Genomic DNA, 23,705 nt, shown 5'->3' on the forward strand with positions numbered 1-23,705 from the left:
TTTATTCATAGAAATCAACTTGGGTATCCAACAATTTATCCCCATCATAAACAAACTTGGCTGAAAAGAAGGGTTTATCCTCTAAAAGCCACTCAACAAAGGTATGGTCACCTTCCCAAGTCGGCTTGCTCAAAACCTCGTCATAGGGAACCCATTCCAGCGTTCCCTCGTTGCAATCAATCAAGTCGCCCTCAAACTCCGTCACTTTAAAAACATAGGTGTACCAGTCTAAATCTGGCGTAAATTCAGGAAAAGTGATAACACCTTTTAGAACTGGCTTAGCTTTGAGCCCTGTTTCTTCGAGGATTTCACGCGCAGCGCATTCCTGAGGCGTCTCTCCTCGCTCTAGCTTACCACCCACACCAATCCATTTCCCTTCATGGACATCATTGGGTTTCTTATTGCGGTGGAGCATAAGCAGTTCTTTCCCGTTATCAATGTAGCAAATTGTCGCTAACTGAGGCATATTTTCTCCTTATCTAAGCCAATCGATTGGCTCTTGTCCTGTTTCTTTTAAGAATGCATTAGCCTTGGAAAAAGGCTTGGAACCCCAAAATCCTCTATAAACCGACAAAGGACTGGGATGGGCTGATTCGATAATTAAGTGATGAGGATTGGTAACCAAGACCTTCTTCTTGCGTGCATAAGCTCCCCAGAGTACAAAAACGACTGGTCTATCTATATGATTGACCACCTGAATCACAGCATCAGTAAAGGGCTCCCATATCTGACCAGCATGACCATTGGCCCGTCCAGCAGGAGCCGTCAAACAAGCATTAAGAAGCAAGACTCCTTGCTCAGCCCAAGCTGTCAAATCATGAGATTTCTTAACCCCAATATCATCTGACAATTCTTTCAAGATATTTTGCAAGGATGGCGGAGATGGAATAGCATCTGGAACCGAAAAACTCAAGCCTTGCGCTTGACCTGGCCCGTGATAGGGGTCTTGCCCTAGAATTACCACCTTAACCTCTTCTAGCGGTGTTGTCAAGAGAGCCTGAAAAACCTTTTCCTTGGGCGGATAAACAGTCCCCTGAGCATAGACCTGCTCCATAAACTGATTGATTTTCCCAAAATAACCCTCAGGTAATTGCGCCTTAATCAAATCATGCCAAGACGAGTGTTTCATAGCCAACTCCTTCGTTTTTACTGCCTCTATTATAGCAAAAAGTGGCTATGGAAACCACTTTTTACAGTTTATCTAAACAATCCAGCAAGTCTTGGTAGGAATGGACTTCGTAGGTTGGCTGGGCTTGTGTGGGATTTTCGAGGTGATGAGGATTGTACCAAATCGTGTCAATCCCCGCATTATTGCCGCCTTGAATGTCGGCGGTTAGAGAATCTCCAATCATCAGGGCTTTTTCTTTATCAAATCCAGCAATCTGCTGACCGATTTTTTCATAGAAAAAAGCATCAGGCTTTTGTGTTTGCAACTGTTCAGAGATAAAGACTTGATTGAAATAAGGTGCTAGTCCAGATTGAGCCAAACGCCCTGTTTGAATGGCAGTAATGCCATTTGTCGCAGCATATAGATCATAATCTCGCTCGATAAGGCTGTCTAAGAGTTCATGAGCGCCCGATAGTGTTTGCCCCTGCTGGGCTAGGTAAAATTGGTAACGCTGGGCTAGAAAACTACCGTCTTTTTCCTGTCCAAAATGAGAAAATAAACGAGAAAAGCGCGTGTTAACCAGCTCTTGTTTACTGATTTTCTTTTGCTCCAAGTCCTTCCAGAGAGCCTTGTTCATGGGAACGTAAAAGTCTTTGTAGGCCTGAATATCCACAACTCCTTCTTCTTTTAGGAGTTGCGTTAGAGCCACATCCTCAGCAGCATCAAAATCAAGAAGAGTGTGGTCGAGGTCGAAGAGTAGAAATTTGTAGGACAATTTGAGAGTTTTCCTTTCTAAGATAAACAAGTTTCACTTCATTCGGTTGTTTAATGTAAAAACTTAAAAGTGGTATAGTATCACAAAGAATAATAGTTCTAATGGATTAACTAACCCATGCTATTCTAGTGAATTATAGAAAAATCTTCTATAAATTCGAGCAATAGTTAAAATACAAACAAATATAATTCCCAAAATAGATAACACTATTTTCACAAAACTCATTTCAGAGCCTATTACATAGATATGAAAAAGAGGGGCTAGTCCTACACATAGAGACAATAGATAACTAATAAATCTTATCTCACCAATTCCTGCAAAAAAATGTTTCATTTTAAATATTCCAATTTTACCTTTCATCTTAGTAATCCACTAGCAAATCTATTGACTTCTCTTTTTTTTGAAAAATCTTGACAACAAATTTACTCCACTTAATGCTATTAAGACTTCAATGGGCAAAAAATAGTAATCCCATATCAAATGAGAAATCAGCAATGTTAGAAATAGTATACAGTCAATATAACTATTCTGAAAATACTCTGTAATTACATAATACAAAAACACCACAACCATCAAAATTAAAACAACCATCATAATACTATCATCCTGTTCTTCTCACTAACGCTATTTCCAAAATTTAATTTTTTTATGACTTAGTAATGCAATTCCAATTAGCAATACACCTAAAATAAATAAAAGTATCTCCCAAAATTTATTCTCAGTTTTAATAAAAGGTATAAGATACATACTAATCAATATGGAACTTGCCCCTAAAAGAGCAGATGCCACTCTGACTTTATCACTTAGTTTAAACATGTTGAGTCTCCCATAAAATAAGCAATGGCTACGTTTACTATAACATTCCCCCGTCTTTATGTAGAGATAATCCCCCATCAAGACACCTCATCTCTCCTTACTCAATAGCAACATAATTATTTGGTGATACGAGTTTCATAAGATTTCTCCTCTTTAACGATGCATGGTTAGGATAGTTCTCTAATAAGTAATCGTCGACTGTGTTTAAAGCACTTTGTTACCTAGATAAGATATCCTTTCTCTACCTGATTTGATTTTAAAGAGAACTAAGATTTAAGCCTATTTATCTCACTTCTTATTTCTAAATAGTTCATACTCTTTTTCTCTGATAAAGGGAAGTGAGAAATTAGAAAAAATTAGTAGAATTGAAAATAGGTATCCATCTTTTTGCATTGCTAAAACATAGCCTAAAAATAAATAGACAATCAAATCTACTGCGAAAAGAGAAAATATCCTCCTTTTCATCATCTCACTTGAATTAAAGATTCTGTTTAATAGAAGCTTTATCGTAGTATCTACACAAATTTTTATCAAAAAGATAAGAGCCAATACACGATTATCAACTGTACCATGAAGAATAAATGGAAATATAGTTAATATAAAACTAGAAATCTCTAAATATTTTATCCAAGGAGATTGAGACATCTTACTTTTAAACTGACTGATTTTCCTATATTCACTAGCTAATCTAGTATCAAAATCTCTACCAATTTTATTAAAGATTAAGAACTCCAGAATAAAAATACTTATTAATACGATATAAGTAGAAACGTTTCCTGGGAAAAATTTATTGATTAAAATTGGAAAACTCATTAACAGAATCGAGTTTATAGCCAAACAAGTGGATACTATTTTATTCTTCACAGAGTATATAGGTAACGATACTATTGAATAGAGAAATGCTAAAAAAATAAGCAAGATATACTCAGTGCTGCTAATTAGCGGCGCCCTTAATGATAAAAATAGATAGGCACCCCACACGATGATATGCGCTTTACGAATCGACTCTAGATTACTCATCTACCTACTCCTAATATATAAAGGGGATCCATTTTTAGTTTACATTCTCTTTCAAACAAGTCATAAGCATTTTATGATATTTCCTTCTTCTACATTAGGTAAAGTTGAAATACATTTTTTGCAAGTGAAAATATTATTATTATTTGGAAACCCAAAATATCCATCCCTCTTCTAGACCTAAACCAAGTCAGATTAAAGATACAAATATAATAGTAGGGCTTTCTTTTACTTTAGACTACCATAAAACAAGGAATCTTTCAACAAAATTCATTGGCAAACTACTATTCTATACAATTGACAGCTCAAATCGTTCAGAATAGAACAATCCTAACAATCGAACACCCTGACTTCATAAATATATATGCAATTCTAGACCTAGAATTACTATAAACTAAATGTTTTCTCACTATTCTAAGCCATTGATTGCCTTAAATTTTAATTTTTGAAGGATTCTAAGGCTAGAATAGTCCCATCACAATCAGTTTTGAATTATTATACTCAATGAAAATCAAAGAGCAAACTAGGAAACTAGCCGCAGGCTGTACTTGAGTACGGCAAGGCGACGTTGACGTGGTTTGAAGAGATTTTCGAAGAGTATTAACAATTTAGAAACGCTATGATTCCACTCCTTTTACATTAAAAAGGAACTGCCCAAAGCAATCCCTTTCTGATTTTGAAATTATTTACTTAAAATTTGATAGTTGAGATAATCAATAGCCCACCTATAAAAAGAGTTATAGTAAAATTCCTTATTTATTGATTTCAAGCTCCGACAACTGTATTTGAATAACTGACAGTTCTGCACCAGCCTGAAGAAGAGCAGCTGCAGTATAGGCACCTTCTACAATTGGAACCCTATTGATGACGATACTTTTATCACTGAAATCAGCCACCATTTCTAAGTTCATTTTAGCAGAACCTAGGTCAAAAAAGGCTAATAAAGTATCTGCTGGATTGTCGGAAACAACCCTATCTACTTGATCAAAACTCGTTCCAATTCCTCCATCTTCGGTTCCTCCTACATAAGTAATCGGAACATCTTTAGCTACTTCACTAATCAGTTCAACAACACCTTCTGCAATGTGTTTGGAATGTGAAACGATAACAAGACCAACACTTCCCATTAAACCACCCCAGTTTCTAAAAGAGCAGTAAAGAGTAATCCTGATGAGAATGATCCAGGATCAATATGTCCAAGAGAACGTTCTCCTACATAAGATGCCCTTCCTTTAGTTGAAAGTAAATCTTTGGTAGCATTCACTACCTTATCAATAACCTCTTGAGTCAATTGGCCAGCAGACAAGGCAGCAATAACAGGAGTCCAAACATCAACCATTGTCTTTTCTCCAACTTCTGCTTTCCCACGTTTGACAATCATATCCAAACCGCTTTGTAAGATTTCCTCTATTTTCGAATTAGAATCAGCCTTGGCCATGCCCATAAAAGCAGAGCCATACAAGGGACCAGAAGCACCGCCTACCTTACTCAGTAGTTGCATTGAGACAAGCTTAAACACATCACTGCTGGTCTCAAATTGCTTTCCTTCTAAGTTTTCCATAACTGCAGCCATGCCACGCGCCATATTTCCACCGTGATCTCCATCTCCTATAGGAGTGTCTAGCTCACTAAGGTAATCTTTCTGTTCCTGAATCTTTTCATTAAAAAGCTTCATCCATTCAAGAGCTTGTTCAGCATTCATGCGACATTTCCTCCTTGAGTTTTACCAAGCTGGGGTAGTAACAGGTGCATTTAGAGCATCCAACCACTCATCATCTGCCAATCGAATCAATGTTAATGACAAGCCAGCCATATCAATTGATGTCATATAGTTTCCAATTTTCTTAAACGCCAACTCAACACCTTTTTCATGGAGTAATTTAGCCACATCATTTGCAAATACGTATTGCTCCATAAGAGGAGTGCTTCCTAAACCATTGATGAGAAGGCCATAGCGTTCACCAGCCTTAAGTTGGAAACCTTCAGATAATTTTTCAACCAGCTCTGAGGCCAATTGTGCTGAAGGTTGCATTTTCTCTTTCTTATATCCTGGCTCACCGTGAATACCAACTCCATATTCAAATTCATCATCTTCTAGAACAAAACCTGGTTTCCCAACTTCAGGAACGGTTGCTCCAGACAAGGCTAGCCCAATTGTTTTAATTTCTAAGACAAGTTTATCGGCCAAGTCCTTCATTTCAGCTAATGATTTACCAGAACGAGCTGCAGCACCCAAAATTTTATGGACTAATATAGTACCTGCAACACCTCGACGCCCTTGGGTATAGAGACTATTTTCAACAGCGATATCATCATCAACCACAACACTTGCTACATCAATACCTTCCATTTCAGCAAGTTCTTGTGCAATTTCAAAGTTCATAATGTCACCAGAATAGTTCTTGATGATCATGAAAACTCCAGCACCTTCATCAGCCGCCTTAATGGCTTCTAAAATTTGGTCCGGAGTAGGTGAAGTGAAGACTGCTCCACAAATGGCAGCAGACAACATTCCATCTCCTACAAATCCAGCATGACTTGGTTCATGTCCTGAACCTCCACCTGAAATGAGTCCAACTTTTCCTGTCTTTTCTGCCTTTCTAACGATGACATCAAAACCATCTAAGCGTTGAACCAAGTCATCATGCATGAATGATAATCCCTGCAACATTTCATCAACAACTTGTGTCGGTTCATTTATAATTTTTTTCATGAGAAACTCCTTTCGGCATTTACCTTTGTTTTCGCTTTCATTATATATTTTTTACTGCTGGATGATAAGGGACAGATTCTATTATTTGTCCCCTTTTAAACCCGTTTAAAACATTTTTTTGGTAAAATGAAGTAAGTAAAAGAAAGGTTTCCTATGGCATCATCACTTATTACAAAAAAACGGATTGCCAAGGCATTTAGAGACCTATTAGCTACTAGAGAATTTGATAAAATCTCCATTGTAGATATCATGGAATCAGCTGGCATTCGTAGACAGACCTTTTATAATCACTTTCTTGACAAATATGAACTGCTAGACTGGATATTTGAAAATGACTTAACCGAGTATATCACCAATAACTTGGACTTTATTTCAGGCCAAAAACTATTACAAGAATTATTTTTTTATTTCGAACAAGAGCGTGACTTTTATATTCAACTTTTTGATATTCAAGGGCAAAATAACTTCTATGACCACTTTATCAGCTACTGTCGCTTGCTTGTATCAAAAATTTTAAAAGAATACGGTCAGATTGATATCGATTCATCTGCTTATACTTGTTTTTTGTTAGACTATCATTCACATGCTCTAGCAGAGATCGTGAAGGCTTATGTCAATAAAAAAAGTCCAGTTCCACAACCAGACTTTCTCATCATGACAATTATTGGAAAGAGACCACAATGACATTTATTTCAAATCATAAACAGAAAATTATTTCAAGTTACATTTCAGCAACTGTCAGCAGTCATCCTGAATTAGAAAAACACCCTACCTTACCTTTAGTCTATCAAAAAAATCGCAATCCTCATCAGGTTCCAATATTGTCGGGTGGAGGTTCCGGTCACGAACCTGCTCATATTGGATATGTGGGAGAAGGAATGCTTACTGCTGCTATCTATGGCCAATTATTTACTCCTCCCACAAGAACTGAAATCTTAGAGTCCATTCGTTTTTTAAACAATGGTCACGGTGTCTTCATCATTGTAAAAAATTTCGAAGCAGACATCAAAGAATTTAGCTCGGCCATTAACACTGCTAGAAAAGAAGGAATTAAAGTCGGCTATAGTCTAGCACACGACGATATTTCCATTGAACCTCACAATAGATTTCAAATTAGAGGAAGAGGGCTCGCAGGGACAATTTTGCTTCATAAAATCTTAGGATATGCGGCTCAGAACGGTGCCGAAATAGAGCAACTAACTGATTTAGGTCATCAGCTTGCTCCTGAAATCGCAACGATTGGCTTTGCAACGAAATCTGCTAGTCTCCCTCAAGCCACCCTTCCACTATTTAACTTGGAAGAAGGAAATATTTCTTATGGTATTGGCATACATGGCGAAGAAGGTTATCGTATCGTCCCATTCCAATCATCGGAAATCCTTGCAAATGAAATTATAAGTAAATTAAGATTGCACTATCATTGGAAAAAGGGTGATCAATTTATATTGCTTGTAAATAATCTAGGCACTACCAGCAACTTAGAAATGGGCATATTTATCAATGATCTCCTTCAACTCTTAGAAATTGAAGGAGTCACTATTATCTTTATAAAATCAGGAACATTTATGACCAGTCTAGATATGGCAGGTATATCCGTAACTCTTTGCCCCGTAAAAAATAAACAGTGGTTAGAAGCGCTCAATGCTCCAACGACAGCTTTTGCATGGTAATTTGCTTGTATAACTCAAAAGGGCTACATCACTTGATGGCCCTTTGCTTTTATCTTATACTCAATGAAAATCAAAAAGCAAGCTAGGAAACTAGCCGCAGGCTGTACTTGAGTACGGCAAGGCGACGTTGACGCAGTTTGAATTTGATTTTCGAAGAGTATTACGTTTAAAAGAACTCATTCTTTCTATTTCAAACAGTCCATCTATCCCTTACAATTCTTCTGATGAGCTTTGAGTTTTTTCAGAGCCCAATCATAGTGACTGGAAGTGCTACTGACAAAGTAGGAACCTAGACTTGTCCCTCCCGTCCACTTATAAACACTTTTGGTAAAGAGTTCGTCATCGATAAAGTTTTCCAACAACGCTAAAACCTCTTTATGCGATTGCTCTAGTAGCCTACTCGCTTCTTCTAAAGATGTTTTCTGGTGCTTCTTCCAAAAAGCGACATTCATTTCTCCATAAGTTTTCCAATTATAAGACTCAGGAAGAAAAGGTCTTTCGTGACCTTCTTGATTAGAATGTACCCAGGTCAAAAGTAACTGTTGCCATTCGTAGAGATGAATCAGGACATCCCTTAGATTTTTATCTCGTTTCCAGTGCGCTTCCTTTTTCTTTTGGTCTTTTGAAAAATCAAATGGAGTCTGTAGCTCATCTTCACTTAGTTGGGAGATGAAACGATTGAGCTTTTCATAGTTTTCCTTAGAGGCCAGCACTAGCTCCTCTTTTGTTTTCGGTCTAGGCACAGAGTTCTCCCCTCATATTGTTAGTTATTATTAGAAATTTTTTATCCTTTAAATCTCTATAACTTATCCTTTAATTTCTCAACAAAGAGATAGGCTGCTGGACAGGTCAAAGTATTCTTAATCGTCAAATGGTTGATTTGATGGATCTTTTTGCGATCTGTATGGGGGAACTCTCGGCAGGCCTTGGGACGAACATCATAGATGGAACAGAGATTATCTCCTCCTAGAAAGGGACAAGGCATGGATTTAAAAACCTTATCACCATCTTCATCTACCTGCAGAAACTCCGCTTCAAAAGCAGGTAATTTCATCTTAAAATACTTGGCGATTCGTGTAATATCCGCTTCTTTAAAATCAGGCCCCAATGTCTTACAACAGTTAGCACAGGCCGTACAATCAATCTCCGCAAAGACTTCCTCGTGAATCTGCTGGGCTATCTTATCTAGATTTTTTGGTGGCTTTTTCTTTAAATTTGCTAAAACTTTTCGATGCTCCTTCTGCTTTTGCAAGGCTAGCTGGTGGTAGTACTCAATATCAATTTCTTTAGACATGGCTTCTCTCTTATTCTAATTACTTTCCCCTATTATACCATGCCTCCGGAGCATTTAAAAGTGTACTTTATAAGACTATACTTTTCTAAAATGCGTCAAAAAAACCTTGCAACTAGGTTACAAGGTTAATGACATTAATCGAAATTAACGTATTCTTTTTGAAGTTCAAGAACTTCTTCCATTGTTGAACACTCTGTAAGGGCACGGTTAGCGTACTCTTCCATCTTAGCAGTGTCCAATTTCTTCATCAAACTACGTGTACGAAGGACTGATGTTGCTGACATAGAGAACTCATCCAAGCCCATTCCGACAAGAAGTGGAACAGCTTTTTGGTCACCAGCCATCTCACCACACATACCAGCCCATTTACCTTCAGCGTGTGCTGCCTTGATAACGTTGTTGATCAAGCGAAGGATTGATGGGTTATATGGTTGGTAAAGGTATGAAACTTGCTCATTCATACGGTCTGCTGCCATTGAGTATTGGATCAAGTCGTTTGTACCAATTGACATAAAGTCTACTTCTTTTGCAAATTGGTCTGCAAGCATAGCTGCTGCAGGGATTTCAATCATGATACCAACTTGGATGTCATCCGCAACTGCAACACCTTCAGCAAGAAGGTTTGCTTTTTCTTCTTCATAAACTGCTTTAGCTGCACGGAATTCTTTCAAGAGGGCAACCATTGGGAACATGATACGCAATTGACCATGAACAGAAGCACGAAGAAGGGCACGGATTTGTGTACGGAACATTGCATCTCCAGTTTCAGAAATAGAGATACGAAGGGCACGGAATCCAAGGAATGGGTTCATTTCGTGTGGCATATCGAAGTAAGGAAGTTCCTTATCTCCACCGATATCCATTGTACGAACAACGACTGGTTTACCATTCATTCCCTCAAGAACAGCCTTGTATGCTTCATACTGCTCGTCTTCTGTTGGGAAATCTTGAGAATCCATGTACAAGAACTCTGTACGGTAAAGTCCAACAGCTTCTGCACCATTGTTGTTAACACCTTCAACGTCTTTTGGAGTACCGATGTTAGCAGCCAACTCGAAGTGTTTACCGTCAGCAGTCACTGTTTGAGCATCTTTCAAAAGTGCCCATTCAGCTTTTTGTTTAGCATAAGCTTCACCAGCTGCTTTAAATTCAGCCGCTTGTTCATCTGTTGGGTTGATAATCACTTCACCAGTGATTCCGTTAACGGCAAGGATATCACCGTCTTTAACGATTTCAGTGATGTTATTTGTTCCCAATACAGCTGCAATTTCAAGTGTACGTGCCATGATAGCTGAGTGGCTTGTACGTCCACCGATGTTAGTTACAAAAGCTTTTACAAAGTTTTTGTCCAATTGAGCTGTATCAGATGGTGTCAAGTCATGCGCAATTACGATTACTTCTTCGTTGATAGAAGCTGGGTTTGGCAATTTCTTACCAAGAAGGTTTGCCAATACACGTTTTGTCACGTCGCGGATATCCGCTGCACGTTCTTGCATGTATGGGTTGTCTTCCATACCTTCAAAGATAGTGATGAACATGTCAGTCACTTCTTTAAGACCTGCTTCTGCATTGACTTTCTTAGCACGGATTGTTTCTTTAATCTGACCAATCAATTCTGGGTCAGAAAGAACCATCAAATGAGCGTCAAAAACTTGAGCCGCTTCTTCACCAAGCGTACCTACAGCTTTCTCACGGATAAGAGAAAGCTCGTTTTGAGAAGCTTCAAGAGCTACATCCAAACGAGCCTCTTCTGCGTTTGTATCTTCGACTGAAATAGTCTCGAATGACAAATCCGGTTGAACGAGTAGATATGCTTTTGCAACTGCAACACCGTCAGATGCCGCGATTCCTTTAAGCATTTCTGTCATTTTCCTTATGCCAATCCTTCTTTTTCCATTGTTTCTGAGATTGCAGCGATAGCGTCATCTGCATCTGCACCTTCAGCTGAGATAGTTACGTCAGCACCTTGGCCAACACCAAGACTCATAACACCCATGATTGATTTAAGGTTAACTGATTTACCTTTGTACTCAAGAGTGATATCTGAAGCAAATTTGCTAGCAGTTTGTACCAACAATGTTGCTGGACGTGCGTGAATACCTGTTTCTGCCACTACGTGGAAATCTTTAGAAGCCATAGTTTGACTCTCCTTTTGTTCTTTCTTTTTTGAGTTATATGTGATAACCCTTACAATTTGGTATTATATCATCTTCTAGGATTTTTTTCAAGCATTTTATGGGATTTATTCGATTTCCTTTCAGATAACTTCCTGAAAATCTTCTATTCTAGATAACAAAACACAGGATATAGTTTTCCAAAAAACTACTTGTAGGATAATCATTACTATTTCACAAAACAAACACTACATATTGTGTTTTGTGGCCTTGAGTAGAAAAATTGACCACTATATTTAGTTTTAAATCATTGACAAAAATTTATTTTCTGATATACTAAGAAAGTAATCTATTTTGAAAGAGGAGTTACACAATGGTAACCGTTTATTCTAAAAACAACTGTGTCCAATGTAAAATGACCAAACGCTTCTTGGACAGTAATAATGTCGCTTATCGTGAAATCAATCTTGATGAGCAACCTGAATACATCGATCAAGTTAAAGAGCTCGGTTTCAGCGCAGCTCCTGTTATCCAAACACCAACTGAAGTCTTTTCAGGTTTCCAACCAGGAAAACTGAAACAATTAGCATAATCTTAGTACATCATCCAGAAGAAACTGCTTCTAGGGCTAACTTAGAAGCCTTTCTTTTGTAATTAGATAAGGGAAATTTTATGGGATTAAAACATCTTGAGGACGTGACTTACTTCCGTCTCAATAACGAAATCAACCGTCCTGTCAATGGACAAATCATGCTTCATAAAGATAAGGAAGCCTTGGATGCCTTCTTTAAAGAAAATGTAGTTCCAAACACTATGGTTTTTGATTCAATCAAGGATAAAATCAACTACCTCATTGAACACAACTACATCGAAACAGCCTTTATCAAGAAATACCGTCCAGAATTTTTGGAAGAATTGTCTCAATTTATCAAAGACCAAAACTTCCAATTCAAGTCTTTCATGGCAGCCTATAAATTTTACAATCAGTATGCTTTGAAAACTAACGACGGTGAATATTATCTTGAAAGCATGGAAGACCGTGTCTTCTTTAACGCCCTTTATTTTGCTGATGGGAATGAAGCTATTGCCATCGATATTGCCAATGAAATCATCCACCAACGCTACCAACCTGCTACTCCTTCCTTCTTGAATGCTGGACGTGCTCGTCGTGGGGAGTTGGTATCCTGTTTCTTGATTCAGGTCACAGATGATATGAACTCTATTGGACGTTCTATCAACTCAGCTCTTCAACTTTCACGTATCGGTGGTGGTGTGGGAATTTCCCTCAGCAACCTTCGTGAAGCTGGTGCACCTATCAAAGGCTATGAAGGAGCTGCTTCTGGGGTCGTTCCAGTTATGAAACTTTTCGAAGATAGCTTCTCTTACTCAAACCAATTGGGTCAACGTCAAGGTGCTGGTGTTGTCTACCTCAACGTCTTCCACCCAGATATTATCGCCTTCCTTTCAACTAAGAAAGAAAACGCCGATGAAAAAGTTCGTGTTAAGACCCTTTCACTTGGTGTTGTAGTACCCGATAAATTCTACGAATTAGCACGTAAAAATGAAGAAATGTACCTCTTCAGCCCATACTCTGTAGAACTTGAATACGGTGTGCCATTTAACTACATCGACATCACTGAAAAATACGATGAATTGGTCGCAAATCCAAAAATCCGTAAGACAAAAATCAAGGCGCGTGATTTGGAAACTGAAATCTCTAAATTGCAACAAGAGTCTGGCTACCCTTATGTAGTCAACATCGATACGGCTAACCGTGCAAATCCTGTTGATGGTAAGATTATCATGAGTAACTTGTGTTCTGAGATTCTTCAAGTCCAAGAACCAAGCTTGATCAACGATGCTCAAGAATTCCTTCAAATGGGAACGGACGTTTCATGTAACCTTGGTTCAACCAACGTAGTCAATATGATGACCTCACCTGATTTTGGTCGCTCAATCCGTGCTATGGTTCGTGCCCTTACTTTCGTTACAGATAGTTCACACATTGTAGCTGTTCCTACTATCGACCACGGAAATAGCCAAGCTCATACCTTTGGTCTTGGTGCCATGGGACTTCACAGCTACCTTGCCCAACAACTGATTGAGTATGGATCACCTGAGTCTGTTGAGTTTACCAGCATCTACTTTATGCTTATGAACTACTGGACCTTGGTTGAGTCAAACAATATTGCGCGTGAACGTGGTATTACCTTCCATAACTTTGAAAAATCAGACTATGCTAACGGAAGCTACTTCGACAAGTATGTGACTGGCGAGTTTGTTCCAAAATCAGACCGTGTTAAAGAACTCTTCAAAGATGTCTTTATTCCGAGTGCTGCTGACTGGGCTGAACTTCGTGACAAGGTTCAAGCAGATGGTCTTTACCACCAAAATCGTCTTGCTGTAGCACCGAATGGTTCTATCAGCTATATCAACGACGTTTCTGCTTCTATCCACCCGATTACGCAACGTATCGAAGAACGTCAAGAAAAGAAAATCGGTAAAATCTACTATCCTGCTGCTGGCTTGTCAACAGAAACCATTCCTTACTACACTTCTGCTTACGACATGGATATGCGTAAAGTGATTGATGTCTATGCAGCTGCAACTGAGCACGTGGACCAAGGACTTTCACTCACACTCTTCATGCGTAGTGACATTCCAAAAGGTCTTTACGAATGGAAGAAAGAAAACAAACAAACGACACGTGACTTGTCTATCCTTCGTAACTATGCCTTTAACAAGGGTATCAAGTCTATTTACTACGTCCGGACCTTTACAGATGACGGTGGGGAAGTCGGTGCTAACCAATGTGAAAGCTGTGTGATTTAATCTTTGCTTGAGGAAACTCCATTTTCTCAGATTAGTGATTCATTCACCCTGCTAAACTAGACTGGAATAAGCATCTATACTATGAAAAAATAAAAAAGTCGGGCTTCCGACTTTTTGTGCGATACTCCTCTAGAATTATGATAAAATAGAAACAATTGTGAGTTCGCAATATTAAACACAGAAAGAGATTTCAAATGGAAACTTACTACAAAGCCATTAACTGGAATGCCATCGAAGATGTCATCGACAAATCAACTTGGGAAAAACTGACGGAGCAATTCTGGCTTGATACACGTATTCCTTTGTCAAATGACTTGGATGACTGGAGAAAGCTATCAAGTGTAGAAAAAGACTTGGTTGGCAAAGTCTTTGGTGGTTTAACCCTTCTAGACACTATGCAATCTGAAACAGGGGTTCAAGCCCTTCGCGCAGACATCCGTACACCACATGAGGAAGCTGTTTTCAATAACATCCAATTTATGGAATCTGTCCACGCTAAATCTTACTCATCAATCTTCTCTACCTTAAATACTAAGGCTGAGATTGAAGAAATTTTCGAATGGACCAATACCAATCCTTACCTACAAAAGAAGGCTGAGATTGTCAACGAAATCTACCTAAACGGTAGCCCACTTGAAAAGAAAGTTGCCAGCGTCTTCCTCGAAACCTTCCTCTTCTACTCTGGTTTCTTCACTCCCCTCTACTATCTCGGTAACAACAAACTAGCCAACGTTGCGGAAATCATTAAATTGATCATTCGTGATGAGTCTGTTCACGGAACTTACATTGGTTACAAATTCCAACTTGGTTTCAATGAATTACCTGAAGATGAGCAAGAAAAACTCAAAGAATGGATGTACGATCTGCTCTATACTCTTTACGAGAATGAAGAAGGTTATACAGAGAGCCTCTATGACGGTGTTGGTTGGACGGAAGAAGTCAAAACTTTCCTTCGCTACAATGCTAACAAGGCACTCATGAACCTGGGACAAGATCCACTTTTCCCAGACTCAGCAGATGATGTCAATCCAATCGTCATGAACGGTATTTCAACAGGAACATCTAACCACGACTTCTTCTCTCAAGTCGGAAATGGTTACCTTCTTGGCGAAGTTGAAGCCATGCAAGACGATGACTACAACTACGGTTTGGACTAATTCACTTATCCCAGAACTGATAACAAATATCATGGTTTGTTTAAAACAACCATGATATTTTTGTTTTTGTTTTCTTTTGTTTTTTAAATTGATTGATTGAATACTTTATGATAAAATAGTAATAGAAATAGAGGTGATAACGATGTTAAAGCAGGAAAAACTAGATAATATTCTAGAAACGGTAAATACAAAGGGAACTATTACTGTAAAAGAAATCATGACTCGCTTGGATGTGTCAGATATGACTGCTAGACGCTACTTGCAAGAGTTGGCAGACAAAGATTTACTTGTTCGAGTACACGGGGGAGCTGAGAAAATTCGCACAGGTTCTATTTTAAATAATGAACGTTCCAACATTGAAAAACAAAGCTTACAAATCGCAGAAAAACAAGAAATCAGCCGTTTTGCAGGCCATTTAATCGATGAAGGTGAAACCATTTTTATTGGTCCAGGGACAACCTTGGAATCTTTTGCCCGTGAACTTCCAATTGATAATATTCGTGTTGTAACAAACAGTTTACCAGTCTTTCTCATCTTAAACGAACGAAAACTAACAGATTTGATTTTAATCGGTGGAAACTACCGCTCTATCACTGGAGCCTTTGTGGGAACACTAACCTTGCAAAACCTAGCTAATCTCCAATTTTCTAAAGCTTTCGTTAGCTGTAATGGTATTAAGGACAATGCGATTGCGACCTTTAGTGAAGAGGAAGGTGAATCTCAACGCATCGCCCTCAACAATTCCAATAAAAAATACTTACTAGCTGACAATAGTAAGTTCAATAAATTTGATTTCTATACCTTCTACAATATCTCTGATATTGATACCATCGTTTCAGATTCTAAACTGAGCAAAGAAACGTTTGAACAACTTTCAAAACAAACAAAAATTATTCTTTCTAAACCATAAAACTGAGGATTGATAAAAAATAAAATGCGTCATATCAAGAAAATAAGAATCTTGATATGACGCATATTTTGATGAAGATTTTTACAAAGAGTTTCCTAGATTCTTTATGATTGTTGAAACGGCATAAAATCTGAATCAAAGGAGATATCATCCCATTCTTCAGGATTAATAAAATTTAAAAAGATATTTTTAAATTCTTCTAGCTCATAGTCTGAATCGCAAATCCATTCTTTACCGGTAGAGACATACCATTTCCCAAGTCTTTTCAGCTCCTCATTAGTCAAACAAGGTATTTGAGAACATTTATCAAAATTGATAATATAAACTTTTTCATAAATAGATTGGATAAAATCTTTGAACATCTTTTTGCCTCACTAAAATTCTATATCTAATTACTAATTCTACTAGTCTATAATCTGACTTTCCGCTACTTTCTTGTACCAGTGAGCTGATTTCTTCGGATAACGTTCTTGAGTTTCAAAGTCTACATAGAAGAGACCGTAACGTTTCTCATATCCATTTGACCATGAGAAGACATCCATTAATGACCAAATGAAGTAACCTTTTACATTAGCACCATCTGCAATCGCATCAGACAAAACTTCCAAGTGTTGCTTCACGTAATCAATACGACCATCATCGTAAACAGTGTTATCAACGAACTCATCTTTATATCCAAGACCATTTTCAGTGATGTAAATCTTCTTGTAGTTCGGATAATCTTTCTTCACGCGCATGATTTGGTCATATAAACCTTGAGGATAGATAATCCAATCCCAGTCTGTACGTGGTACATAGTCAGGAGCTACACGACGACCAACACCTTTGATTTGGTATTTAGAGCTTCCTTTCTCACCCTTACCATTATGGATAATTTCAGTTTCTCCATCAAATGCTTCCATCCAGTCACTCATATAGTAATTAATTCCAAGGAAGTCGTTCAGGTCTTTCGCAGCTTCTAATGCTGTGAAATCTTCTTCACGAAGATCTAAGCTACCACCATTGACTGATAAGATATGGTTGACACCTTCCATCGTTTCAGCTGAATAACGACCTAGATAAGTTGCATCCAAGATAAATTTATTGTGGATGATATCTTCCAACTCAGCTGCACGAACATCTGCTGGATTTTTAGGATCCAAAGGATACTTAGTTGGCAGAGCGTGAACAACACCAATTTCACCTTTATAGCCTTTATCTTTATATAGCTTGACTGCACGCGCATGAGAAACCATCATATTGTGGTGCGATTGGAAAACTTTGGCAAGGTCGTACTGAATACCTGGAGGGAATTTACCAACCAAGTATTGACCATCACCGATTGGTCCAATTTCATTAAAGGTTGTCCAATAGTTTACTTCTGGAAATTCTTCAAAACAGAATGCAGCGTAGTCTACAAAGTGTTCGATATTTTCACGGTTTAAGAAGTCTCCATTTGAGTGGAGAGCTTCTGGCGTGTCAAAGTGATGAAGAGTTACAAAGGGCTCAACGTGACGTTTGTGGCACTCCGCAAATAGATTATGATAAAACTCAACACCTTTAGCATTTACTTGGCCGTAACCAGTCGGGAAAATACGTGACCAGGCAATAGAAATTCGAATACCATTGACACCATACTCTTCTGCCAACTTGAGGTCAACTGGGTATCGATTGTAAAAATCACTGGCTGGTTCTGCAGTGTACCAGTAGTTATCTTCAAGATACTTATCCCACGCTACTGGTCCTTTACCATCAGTATGCGTAGCGCCTTCTGCTTGATAGGCAGCTGTTGCGCCACCAAAAATAAAGTCTTTTGGTAATGTTTTTGTCATTTTTTCACCTATTTCTTGATTTAAATAAAATAAAAGTGAGAGGAGAGGAGTCAGTGAGCCATCCTTCTCCATCTCACTTCTTGTAGCAAGTCACCGAATTGTGACATGAGGAGGTAAAAACGATATCTTTTTACTGACGAATTAACAAGGCGATTAGGAAGTTCGCAATAACAATTTGCGTAACGAGAGGAAACTATTTCAGAGTCCCTATTATTAATCGAATTGTGACATGAGGACGTAAAAACGATATCTTTTTACCGACGAATTAATAAGGCGATTAGAAAATTCGCCATAGCGATTTCCGTAACGATAGGAGATTATTTCAGAGTCCCTATTATTAATCGAATTGTGACATGAGAAGGTAAAAACGATATCTTTTTACCGACGAATTAACAAGGCGATTAGGAAATTCGCAATAGCGATTTCCGTAACGAGAGGAGACTGTTTCAGAGTCCCTATCGTTAATCGAATTGAGCTTGCACGAATGCTAGAGCACCTTTTCCATCACGGGTTAACTTGATGTATTGAGCGCCTTCTGTCTTGGCAAGTTTAATACCGAGTTTATCTGTTTCTGCTTTCATATCTTCAAAGTTTGAAGCAACTTGAGGGGCAAGGATAACCAAATCAAACTCTGGCAACATTTCACGGTGAGCACCATAGCCACCTGCTGCTGCTTTCACAGGGACATTGTATTCTGCAGCTGCCTTGTTCAAAGCATTTGCAAGAAGTCCACTTGTCCCTCCACCTGCACAGAGAACGAGGACATTTGTTTCTTCAGTGATGGTATTTTGTGTTGCTTCTACACCCGCTTTTTCAAGAATAGCATCTGCTTTTGCAGTGTTGAAGTTGGCAGCAACTTTGTCTTTCAATTCATCATTAGACTTACCTGAACGCTCTTCTTCAAGAATTTGTTCATCATATACTTTAAGGAATGGGTAGTAAATGACTACGTCAACCACGATTAGAAGGGCAGCAAGAATGAATGATAGAACTTGGAAGTTAGTTCCAAGAACTAGACCTAGTGGAGCTGGAGTTGTCCATGGTAAATTAGCAGTGAATGAGTTCATTCCAAGAGTCTCAATAAAGAATTTAAAGATCCAAACGTTCGCGATAGGAGCAAAGATAAATGGAATGAAGAAGATTGGGTTCAATACAAGTGGTGCACCAAACAAGATTGGTTCATTTACACCGAAGAAGGTTGGAACTACTGAAGCACGACCGATTGCACGGTTACGTTTGGATTTTGTCAACCACATGAACATGAATGGAACAACCAGTGTCGCACCAGTACCACCCATGGTAACGATAAACATTTGTGTACCAGAAGTAAGAATCTTGTCAGCGTGCATCCCTTGTTGGAGAAGGTTCAAGTTGACTTCGGCATTGGCATAGGTAATAGCTGCGATAGCTGGTTCAACGATAGATGGACCATGAATCCCAACAAACCAGAAGAAGGCAAAGGCACCAAAGATAATGGTAATACCAAGGTATCCGTCTGCTGCTGAGAAGAGTGGTGCAAAGAATTTACCGATTGATTCAGCTACGCTTGCACCAACAAAATGACGTGCTAGTAAATCAAGAGCATAAAGAGAAACCACTGATAGAGTGAATGGAATCACATCTTTAAAGACTTGTGAGATATTTGGTGGAACTTCGTCAGGCATACGAATAGTGACGTTGTTCTTAACACAAACCTTATAGATGGCTACAGTAACAAAGGCAGCAAGGAAGGCTGAAAGCAAACCTTTTGTCCCCAAGAATCCAGTAGCTAGGCCATTTTCGATAGGGTCAGCTGCCAACATCAACAAACCAACAATTGCTGCCAACAATGTTGACATATAGTTGATTTGATTTGTCTTCTCCATGCTACGGTTTACTGAGTCGGTCAATGATTTAGCTGTTGTACCAGCTACCAAGAGAGCCAGAATCCCCATTGAATAGCTGTAAGGTTTCATGAGGAGATTAACAACATCATCAGACCATTTAAATCCCCATGAGTTTGGTACAAAGGCAATCAAGATAAAGATACTTGAGAATAGAATGACTGGCATTCCTGCAATGAAACCATCTCGAATAGCACGAAGATAGATATTACGGGATAATTTCTCAAAGAAAGGCTTTCCTTTCTCGATAAATGCAATTAGTTTATTCATTACTTAACTCCTCTCTTATAAAGTTCGATTAAGTGGTGCATCAAATCTTTTAACAAGATGGTTGTCATCAAGTGGTCTTGACCATGCATCATGGTCACACTATATGCTAAGTCCTCACCAGAAGCTTCCTTAGTCAATAGACTGGTTTGGGCATGATGGGCTTCTGCAATGCAAGAACCAGCTTCCTCAACTAAGCTATCCGCTTTTACAAAATCACCAGCCTCAGCAGCCTTTAGAGCTTCCAATAGTTTTGAACGAGCATCGCCAGCATAGGCTACGATTTCAAAACCTAACAATGTTACTTCTTCTCTATTCATGATAGAATTCTCCTTATATAGTTTTAATTAAATTTTTATGACAATAAACGTTGGATATGTAGAACTAGATAAACTCGTTCACTTTTATACAAATCAAGACCCGTATGTTGCGTAATCACATAATAGATCTTGGAACCAATCTCGAAGGCTTTTGGATAGGATTGTTTAATATGATCTTCCATATCCAGAAGTGATTGGTTATCATCTCTAGATCTGTCTAAATAATCCAAGAAATAATTCAAATGAATCATAAAGCGATCATAGAAATGGTTATTCTCTTTGGTTCGCTGAATTGCATATTCCTTTAGAACTTCCTCAACATTCCTGAGAATTTCTTTCCTCTTATCAATCGACTCAACCACTTGGACTTCATTCTCACCCTCAGCATTGATGAAATGATAAGCAATCCGAATAATTTCGTCCTCAGGAAAATGATCTGCTAGCTTCTGACGATAAATTTCAAAAGCCTCACTTGCAATTCGAAAAGCGACAGGATACTTGGTAGAAATATCTGGCAGATTACTATCCTTGTACCTTCCTTGTGTTAGAGCTTGGTAAGAACAGTAAATATGATCTGTCAAGGTTACATAGAGATACTCTTGAATCGGATAGTGATATTTCTTGGAAAGCTTATCAATAATCTCATAGGTCACTGTGATAAAATCAAGCGGAACATCTTTGAGGAGAGCCATAAAGTTTTCTCTGGACTCTTCGGTCTTCATCCGAAAGATTTTCTCAACCTGATGTTCAGCAATCAAATCCCCCTTCTTCTTTCCGAATGCAATCCCCTTACCAATTACAATCACCTCTTCTCCTTTATAATTTCTGACAAGTGAAACATTGTGATTCATTGGATTTAGAATTCGATACATGTCAACCTCCTTTTATATCTTAAAGGTATATGAGTACAAAAAATGACCACAAATGAACTAGAAAATCAGCCGATTTCTAATTCATCCGTGATCATGCCTAATATTACTTAGTAACACTCACCTCGTATTAACTTGTGATTTAAGTATAACACAAGTAAGTTGTTTTGTAAACCTTTACATGCAACTTTTTTTTAAATTTTTTAGATTCATGTTCCTAAACTAGGAGAATTTTCTTACACGCGTTCTTTCCATGAAGTCGCTGTTGTTTGAAGAACTTTATTGAGTTCATCAATATTTTCAAAACCAGTTGTACGAAGCCATTCGCGAGCTGATTCTTCACCATCTTTGATGTATGCTTCAACTGATCCAGCCCATGTTGCACGGCCACAAAGAACTCCGTTAAAGTTTGCACCTGATTCATGAGCAAATACAAGAGTATCTTGGAAGAGTTTAGCTGATACACCAGCACTCAAGTAGATGTATGGCAAGTTAGTTGCTTCATCTTGTGCTTTGAAGAAGGCTGCTGCTTCTTCACGTGTATAAACCACTTCACCTTCAGCGAAGCCTTCAACATATTTAATGTTAACAGGAACTTCAACTTTCAAGACATCAATGTTAAAGCGTGGGTCTGAGAAGACTTTCATAGCACCGATAACTTTGTGTGGTTTTACTTTAGCGTATTCTACAGAACCAGCGTCAGCAATTTTTTCATCGTAAGCAAGGATTTCAAGGAAGAATGGGATATCTTCAGCCACACATTCAGAACCGATACGTTCGATGTAAGCTTGTTTTTCTTGGTTGAGTTCGTCTGAGCTATCTACGTCATAGTAAAGCAAGAATTTAACTGCATCTGCACCTTCTTCTTTAATACGTTTTGCAGACCAAACATCCAAGCAGTCTGGCAAACGTTTTGTGCTTGTTGTGTCGTAACCTGTTTTTTCATAAGCAAGGAGAAGACCAGCTTTTTCATCAAGAGCTTTAGTTGCTGGAAGTCCATACTCAGGGTCAAGAAGCATAGATGAAGCGTATTTAGTCAATTCATCTGCTACCAAAACTTTAAGTTCTTCCATTTGAGCCACAGTTGGTTCTTCTGTTTGATGTTGAGCCATGAGGCGTTTCAACGCACCACGTTGGTCAAATGCAAGAGCTGAGATGATACCATTTTCGTCAGAAAGTTTTTCTAAGCGTGCACGTTTTTGTTCTGTTAAAGCCATTTTATACCTCTTTTACTATTAATTGATCATATAGAGCTTGATAGTTGGCCATGTTAACATGACCAGTCATTTTTTCTTGAGCATTGAGCATACCAAGGACATTTGCCTTGATGAGTAGTTCTGCATCTGATTCTTTATGAAGTAGTCCTGAAGAAATCCCTGCTACAGTAGAATCTCCAGATCCGACAGGATTGACTACCTGAATTTTAGGAATATCTACCTTGTAGAAAGTATCACCATGTTTGGCAAAGGCACCATTGGCACCAAGTGAAACGATAATCCATTCAATACCTGCAAACAAAGGTTCTTGAAGGACTTCTTTTAATTCATCCAAATCCTCAGAAACTTCTCTTCCTAGAAGCTGAGACAATTCCTCATTATTTGGTTTGATGACTGTCGGTTTATGTGGTGATTCAAGAACTGCCTGAAGAGCTGCACCAGAGCAGTCCAACACTACAGGTTTACCAGCTTGATTAGCAAGTTCTACCAAGCTCGCATAGTAATCAACTGGAAGGCCAGCTGGCAGACTACCTGAGATAGCTACTACTTCAACTGACTCTAGGAGATTTTTGAAATGTTCCAAAAAGTCTTGACCTTCCTGTTCCAATACAACAGGACCTTTTTCAAGCACTTCTGTTTGGTTGTCTCCGTGGAGAATAGCGATACAGTTACGAGTTTCTCCCTGAATTGAGAAGAAATCTTTCTTTACGTGATTATCGATATTCTCAACCAAAAACTCACCAAGTTTGCCACCCACTAAACCAGTAGCAAGAACAGAATCGCCAAATTCTGAAAGTACTCGGGTAACATTGAGGCCCTTACCACCAGCCGTTTTGGTGACATCCACCACACGATTGACAGTATCAATCTTCAACTCATCCAAAGGATAGGAAATATCAATGGATGGGTTCATTGTGACTGTTAAAATCATA

The 23,705-nt window shown here is 38.5% G+C and carries 27 protein-coding genes; 6 read left to right on the forward strand and 21 right to left on the reverse strand.

Annotation, left to right across the window (positions count from 1 at the left end):
• Position 1: 1 nt before the first annotated feature.
• The 10 genes from ACAM22_RS05065 to dhaK all read right to left on the reverse strand — a co-directional run bounded on the left by ACAM22_RS05065 (position 2) and on the right by dhaK (position 6,429).
• Positions 2 to 466 (reverse strand): 8-oxo-dGTP diphosphatase, encoded by a 465-nt coding sequence (locus ACAM22_RS05065; RefSeq protein ID WP_001135768.1) that lies wholly within the window; start codon positions 464 to 466, stop codon positions 2 to 4.
• A gap of 9 nt (positions 467 to 475) precedes the next feature.
• Positions 476 to 1,129: a uracil-DNA glycosylase gene (locus ACAM22_RS05070; protein ID WP_261022813.1), complete on the reverse strand. Its 654-nt coding sequence runs from the start codon at positions 1,127 to 1,129 to the stop codon at positions 476 to 478.
• A gap of 61 nt (positions 1,130 to 1,190) precedes the next feature.
• Positions 1,191 to 1,883: a YjjG family noncanonical pyrimidine nucleotidase gene (locus tag ACAM22_RS05075; protein ID WP_369606443.1), complete on the reverse strand. Its 693-nt coding sequence runs from the start codon at positions 1,881 to 1,883 to the stop codon at positions 1,191 to 1,193.
• Positions 1,884 to 2,003: 120 nt separating this feature from the next.
• Positions 2,004 to 2,216 carry a hypothetical protein gene (locus ACAM22_RS05080; protein ID WP_369607017.1) on the reverse strand — a complete coding sequence of 71 codons (213 nt, stop codon included), beginning with the start codon at positions 2,214 to 2,216 and terminating at the stop codon, positions 2,004 to 2,006.
• Between the two features lie 48 nt (positions 2,217 to 2,264).
• Positions 2,265 to 2,477, reverse strand: a complete 213-nt coding sequence (locus ACAM22_RS05085; RefSeq protein WP_369606444.1) for a hypothetical protein — start codon at positions 2,475 to 2,477, stop codon at positions 2,265 to 2,267.
• A gap of 30 nt (positions 2,478 to 2,507) precedes the next feature.
• Positions 2,508 to 2,699 (reverse strand): hypothetical protein, encoded by a 192-nt coding sequence (locus ACAM22_RS05090; protein WP_369606445.1) that lies wholly within the window; start codon positions 2,697 to 2,699, stop codon positions 2,508 to 2,510.
• A gap of 288 nt (positions 2,700 to 2,987) precedes the next feature.
• A complete protein-coding gene (locus tag ACAM22_RS05095) occupies positions 2,988 to 3,719 on the reverse strand; it encodes a hypothetical protein (RefSeq protein ID WP_369606446.1) in 732 nt (243 codons plus the stop codon).
• A gap of 749 nt (positions 3,720 to 4,468) precedes the next feature.
• The gene (dhaM, locus tag ACAM22_RS05100; RefSeq protein ID WP_369606447.1) at positions 4,469 to 4,843 is read right to left on the reverse strand and encodes a dihydroxyacetone kinase phosphoryl donor subunit DhaM; all 375 of its coding nucleotides are present in this window, start codon (positions 4,841 to 4,843) and stop codon (positions 4,469 to 4,471) included.
• A complete protein-coding gene (gene dhaL, locus ACAM22_RS05105; RefSeq protein ID WP_369606448.1) occupies positions 4,843 to 5,418 on the reverse strand; it encodes a dihydroxyacetone kinase subunit DhaL in 576 nt (191 codons plus the stop codon). The genes dhaM and dhaL overlap by 1 nt, the downstream gene beginning before the upstream one ends.
• Before the next feature lie 21 nt (positions 5,419 to 5,439).
• A complete protein-coding gene (dhaK, locus tag ACAM22_RS05110) occupies positions 5,440 to 6,429 on the reverse strand; it encodes a dihydroxyacetone kinase subunit DhaK (RefSeq protein ID WP_369606449.1) in 990 nt (329 codons plus the stop codon).
• A gap of 153 nt (positions 6,430 to 6,582) precedes the next feature.
• On the opposite strand from dhaK, the gene dhaS reads away from it, so the two are divergent.
• Both dhaS and dhaQ read left to right on the forward strand, forming a co-directional pair.
• On the forward strand, positions 6,583 to 7,113 hold the full coding sequence (gene dhaS, locus ACAM22_RS05115; RefSeq protein ID WP_000168605.1) for a dihydroxyacetone kinase transcriptional activator DhaS: 531 nt from the start codon (positions 6,583 to 6,585) through the stop codon (positions 7,111 to 7,113).
• Complete coding sequence (gene dhaQ / locus ACAM22_RS05120) at positions 7,110 to 8,099, forward strand: DhaKLM operon coactivator DhaQ (protein ID WP_369606450.1); 990 nt, start codon at positions 7,110 to 7,112, stop codon at positions 8,097 to 8,099. The genes dhaS and dhaQ overlap by 4 nt, the downstream gene beginning before the upstream one ends.
• Positions 8,100 to 8,302: 203 nt before the next feature.
• On the opposite strand, the gene ACAM22_RS05125 is transcribed toward dhaQ, so the two are convergent.
• The 4 genes from ACAM22_RS05125 to ACAM22_RS05140 form a co-directional block, all read right to left on the reverse strand.
• The gene (locus ACAM22_RS05125) at positions 8,303 to 8,842 is read right to left on the reverse strand and encodes a ClbS/DfsB family four-helix bundle protein (protein ID WP_369606451.1); all 540 of its coding nucleotides are present in this window, start codon (positions 8,840 to 8,842) and stop codon (positions 8,303 to 8,305) included.
• A gap of 56 nt (positions 8,843 to 8,898) precedes the next feature.
• Positions 8,899 to 9,393: a YkgJ family cysteine cluster protein gene (locus ACAM22_RS05130; protein WP_000031471.1), complete on the reverse strand. Its 495-nt coding sequence runs from the start codon at positions 9,391 to 9,393 to the stop codon at positions 8,899 to 8,901.
• Positions 9,394 to 9,527: 134 nt separating this feature from the next.
• Positions 9,528 to 11,261 carry a phosphoenolpyruvate--protein phosphotransferase gene (ptsP, locus tag ACAM22_RS05135; protein ID WP_261048157.1) on the reverse strand — a complete coding sequence of 578 codons (1,734 nt, stop codon included), beginning with the start codon at positions 11,259 to 11,261 and terminating at the stop codon, positions 9,528 to 9,530.
• 5 nt (positions 11,262 to 11,266) lie between these two features.
• Entirely contained in the window at positions 11,267 to 11,530 is a 264-nt protein-coding gene (locus ACAM22_RS05140) for a phosphocarrier protein HPr (protein ID WP_000146947.1), read from the reverse strand.
• Between the two features lie 350 nt (positions 11,531 to 11,880).
• Here ACAM22_RS05140 and nrdH point away from each other — a divergent pair, with 350 nt between their 5' ends.
• The 4 genes from nrdH to ACAM22_RS05160 all read left to right on the forward strand — a co-directional run bounded on the left by nrdH (position 11,881) and on the right by ACAM22_RS05160 (position 16,406).
• Positions 11,881 to 12,099: a glutaredoxin-like protein NrdH gene (nrdH, locus tag ACAM22_RS05145; protein ID WP_000259240.1), complete on the forward strand. Its 219-nt coding sequence runs from the start codon at positions 11,881 to 11,883 to the stop codon at positions 12,097 to 12,099.
• Positions 12,100 to 12,179: 80 nt separating this feature from the next.
• The gene (gene nrdE / locus ACAM22_RS05150) at positions 12,180 to 14,339 is read left to right on the forward strand and encodes a class 1b ribonucleoside-diphosphate reductase subunit alpha (protein ID WP_369606452.1); all 2,160 of its coding nucleotides are present in this window, start codon (positions 12,180 to 12,182) and stop codon (positions 14,337 to 14,339) included.
• A 194-nt stretch (positions 14,340 to 14,533) separates the two neighbouring features.
• Complete coding sequence (nrdF, locus tag ACAM22_RS05155) at positions 14,534 to 15,496, forward strand: class 1b ribonucleoside-diphosphate reductase subunit beta (RefSeq protein ID WP_369606453.1); 963 nt, start codon at positions 14,534 to 14,536, stop codon at positions 15,494 to 15,496.
• Positions 15,497 to 15,638: 142 nt separating this feature from the next.
• Positions 15,639 to 16,406 carry a DeoR/GlpR family DNA-binding transcription regulator gene (locus ACAM22_RS05160; RefSeq protein WP_000917573.1) on the forward strand — a complete coding sequence of 256 codons (768 nt, stop codon included), beginning with the start codon at positions 15,639 to 15,641 and terminating at the stop codon, positions 16,404 to 16,406.
• 104 nt (positions 16,407 to 16,510) lie between these two features.
• Here the strand turns inward: ACAM22_RS05160 and ACAM22_RS05165 are convergent, their stop codons facing one another.
• The 7 genes from ACAM22_RS05165 to ACAM22_RS05195 form a co-directional block, all read right to left on the reverse strand.
• Positions 16,511 to 16,768 carry a DUF3884 family protein gene (locus tag ACAM22_RS05165; protein ID WP_369606454.1) on the reverse strand — a complete coding sequence of 86 codons (258 nt, stop codon included), beginning with the start codon at positions 16,766 to 16,768 and terminating at the stop codon, positions 16,511 to 16,513.
• Positions 16,769 to 16,810: 42 nt separating this feature from the next.
• Positions 16,811 to 18,217 (reverse strand): 6-phospho-beta-galactosidase, encoded by a 1,407-nt coding sequence (gene lacG / locus ACAM22_RS05170; protein ID WP_172931988.1) that lies wholly within the window; start codon positions 18,215 to 18,217, stop codon positions 16,811 to 16,813.
• Between the two features lie 461 nt (positions 18,218 to 18,678).
• A complete protein-coding gene (locus ACAM22_RS05175) occupies positions 18,679 to 20,370 on the reverse strand; it encodes a lactose-specific PTS transporter subunit EIIC (protein WP_369606455.1) in 1,692 nt (563 codons plus the stop codon).
• The gene (locus ACAM22_RS05180) at positions 20,370 to 20,687 is read right to left on the reverse strand and encodes a PTS lactose/cellobiose transporter subunit IIA (protein WP_369606456.1); all 318 of its coding nucleotides are present in this window, start codon (positions 20,685 to 20,687) and stop codon (positions 20,370 to 20,372) included. The genes ACAM22_RS05175 and ACAM22_RS05180 overlap by 1 nt, the downstream gene beginning before the upstream one ends.
• A 35-nt stretch (positions 20,688 to 20,722) precedes the next feature.
• The gene (locus ACAM22_RS05185; protein ID WP_369606457.1) at positions 20,723 to 21,559 is read right to left on the reverse strand and encodes a PRD domain-containing protein; all 837 of its coding nucleotides are present in this window, start codon (positions 21,557 to 21,559) and stop codon (positions 20,723 to 20,725) included.
• A 233-nt stretch (positions 21,560 to 21,792) separates the two neighbouring features.
• Positions 21,793 to 22,773 carry a tagatose-bisphosphate aldolase gene (lacD, locus tag ACAM22_RS05190; protein WP_261042318.1) on the reverse strand — a complete coding sequence of 327 codons (981 nt, stop codon included), beginning with the start codon at positions 22,771 to 22,773 and terminating at the stop codon, positions 21,793 to 21,795.
• A gap of 1 nt (position 22,774) precedes the next feature.
• Positions 22,775 to 23,704 (reverse strand): tagatose-6-phosphate kinase, encoded by a 930-nt coding sequence (locus ACAM22_RS05195; RefSeq protein WP_369606458.1) that lies wholly within the window; start codon positions 23,702 to 23,704, stop codon positions 22,775 to 22,777.
• Position 23,705 lies beyond the last annotated feature (1 nt).

The organism is Streptococcus sp. SN-1 (genome assembly GCF_041154385.1).
GTDB lineage: Bacteria > Bacillota > Bacilli > Lactobacillales > Streptococcaceae > Streptococcus > Streptococcus mitis_CT.

What these genes read in the sequence shown, in the direction of transcription:
- ACAM22_RS05195 (WP_369606458.1), bottom strand. Translation starts at nt 23,704, where the DNA reads ATGATTTTAACAGTCACAATGAACCCATCCATTGATATTTCCTATCCT.
- nrdH (WP_000259240.1), top strand. Translation starts at nt 11,881, where the DNA reads ATGGTAACCGTTTATTCTAAAAACAACTGTGTCCAATGTAAAATGACC.
- ACAM22_RS05095 (WP_369606446.1), bottom strand. Translation starts at nt 3,719, where the DNA reads ATGAGTAATCTAGAGTCGATTCGTAAAGCGCATATCATCGTGTGGGGT.
- ACAM22_RS05160 (WP_000917573.1), top strand. Translation starts at nt 15,639, where the DNA reads ATGTTAAAGCAGGAAAAACTAGATAATATTCTAGAAACGGTAAATACA.
- ACAM22_RS05090 (WP_369606445.1), bottom strand. Translation starts at nt 2,699, where the DNA reads ATGTTTAAACTAAGTGATAAAGTCAGAGTGGCATCTGCTCTTTTAGGG.
- dhaK (WP_369606449.1), bottom strand. Translation starts at nt 6,429, where the DNA reads ATGAAAAAAATTATAAATGAACCGACACAAGTTGTTGATGAAATGTTG.
- nrdE (WP_369606452.1), top strand. Translation starts at nt 12,180, where the DNA reads ATGGGATTAAAACATCTTGAGGACGTGACTTACTTCCGTCTCAATAAC.
- dhaL (WP_369606448.1), bottom strand. Translation starts at nt 5,418, where the DNA reads ATGAATGCTGAACAAGCTCTTGAATGGATGAAGCTTTTTAATGAAAAG.
- ACAM22_RS05180 (WP_369606456.1), bottom strand. Translation starts at nt 20,687, where the DNA reads ATGAATAGAGAAGAAGTAACATTGTTAGGTTTTGAAATCGTAGCCTAT.
- dhaQ (WP_369606450.1), top strand. Translation starts at nt 7,110, where the DNA reads ATGACATTTATTTCAAATCATAAACAGAAAATTATTTCAAGTTACATT.
- lacD (WP_261042318.1), bottom strand. Translation starts at nt 22,773, where the DNA reads ATGGCTTTAACAGAACAAAAACGTGCACGCTTAGAAAAACTTTCTGAC.
- ACAM22_RS05165 (WP_369606454.1), bottom strand. Translation starts at nt 16,768, where the DNA reads ATGTTCAAAGATTTTATCCAATCTATTTATGAAAAAGTTTATATTATC.
- ACAM22_RS05070 (WP_261022813.1), bottom strand. Translation starts at nt 1,129, where the DNA reads ATGAAACACTCGTCTTGGCATGATTTGATTAAGGCGCAATTACCTGAG.
- nrdF (WP_369606453.1), top strand. Translation starts at nt 14,534, where the DNA reads ATGGAAACTTACTACAAAGCCATTAACTGGAATGCCATCGAAGATGTC.
- ACAM22_RS05080 (WP_369607017.1), bottom strand. Translation starts at nt 2,216, where the DNA reads ATGAAACATTTTTTTGCAGGAATTGGTGAGATAAGATTTATTAGTTAT.
- lacG (WP_172931988.1), bottom strand. Translation starts at nt 18,217, where the DNA reads ATGACAAAAACATTACCAAAAGACTTTATTTTTGGTGGCGCAACAGCT.
- dhaM (WP_369606447.1), bottom strand. Translation starts at nt 4,843, where the DNA reads ATGGGAAGTGTTGGTCTTGTTATCGTTTCACATTCCAAACACATTGCA.
- ACAM22_RS05065 (WP_001135768.1), bottom strand. Translation starts at nt 466, where the DNA reads ATGCCTCAGTTAGCGACAATTTGCTACATTGATAACGGGAAAGAACTG.
- ACAM22_RS05085 (WP_369606444.1), bottom strand. Translation starts at nt 2,477, where the DNA reads ATGATGGTTGTTTTAATTTTGATGGTTGTGGTGTTTTTGTATTATGTA.
- ACAM22_RS05140 (WP_000146947.1), bottom strand. Translation starts at nt 11,530, where the DNA reads ATGGCTTCTAAAGATTTCCACGTAGTGGCAGAAACAGGTATTCACGCA.
- ACAM22_RS05130 (WP_000031471.1), bottom strand. Translation starts at nt 9,393, where the DNA reads ATGTCTAAAGAAATTGATATTGAGTACTACCACCAGCTAGCCTTGCAA.
- dhaS (WP_000168605.1), top strand. Translation starts at nt 6,583, where the DNA reads ATGGCATCATCACTTATTACAAAAAAACGGATTGCCAAGGCATTTAGA.
- ACAM22_RS05185 (WP_369606457.1), bottom strand. Translation starts at nt 21,559, where the DNA reads ATGTATCGAATTCTAAATCCAATGAATCACAATGTTTCACTTGTCAGA.
- ptsP (WP_261048157.1), bottom strand. Translation starts at nt 11,261, where the DNA reads ATGACAGAAATGCTTAAAGGAATCGCGGCATCTGACGGTGTTGCAGTT.
- ACAM22_RS05175 (WP_369606455.1), bottom strand. Translation starts at nt 20,370, where the DNA reads ATGAATAAACTAATTGCATTTATCGAGAAAGGAAAGCCTTTCTTTGAG.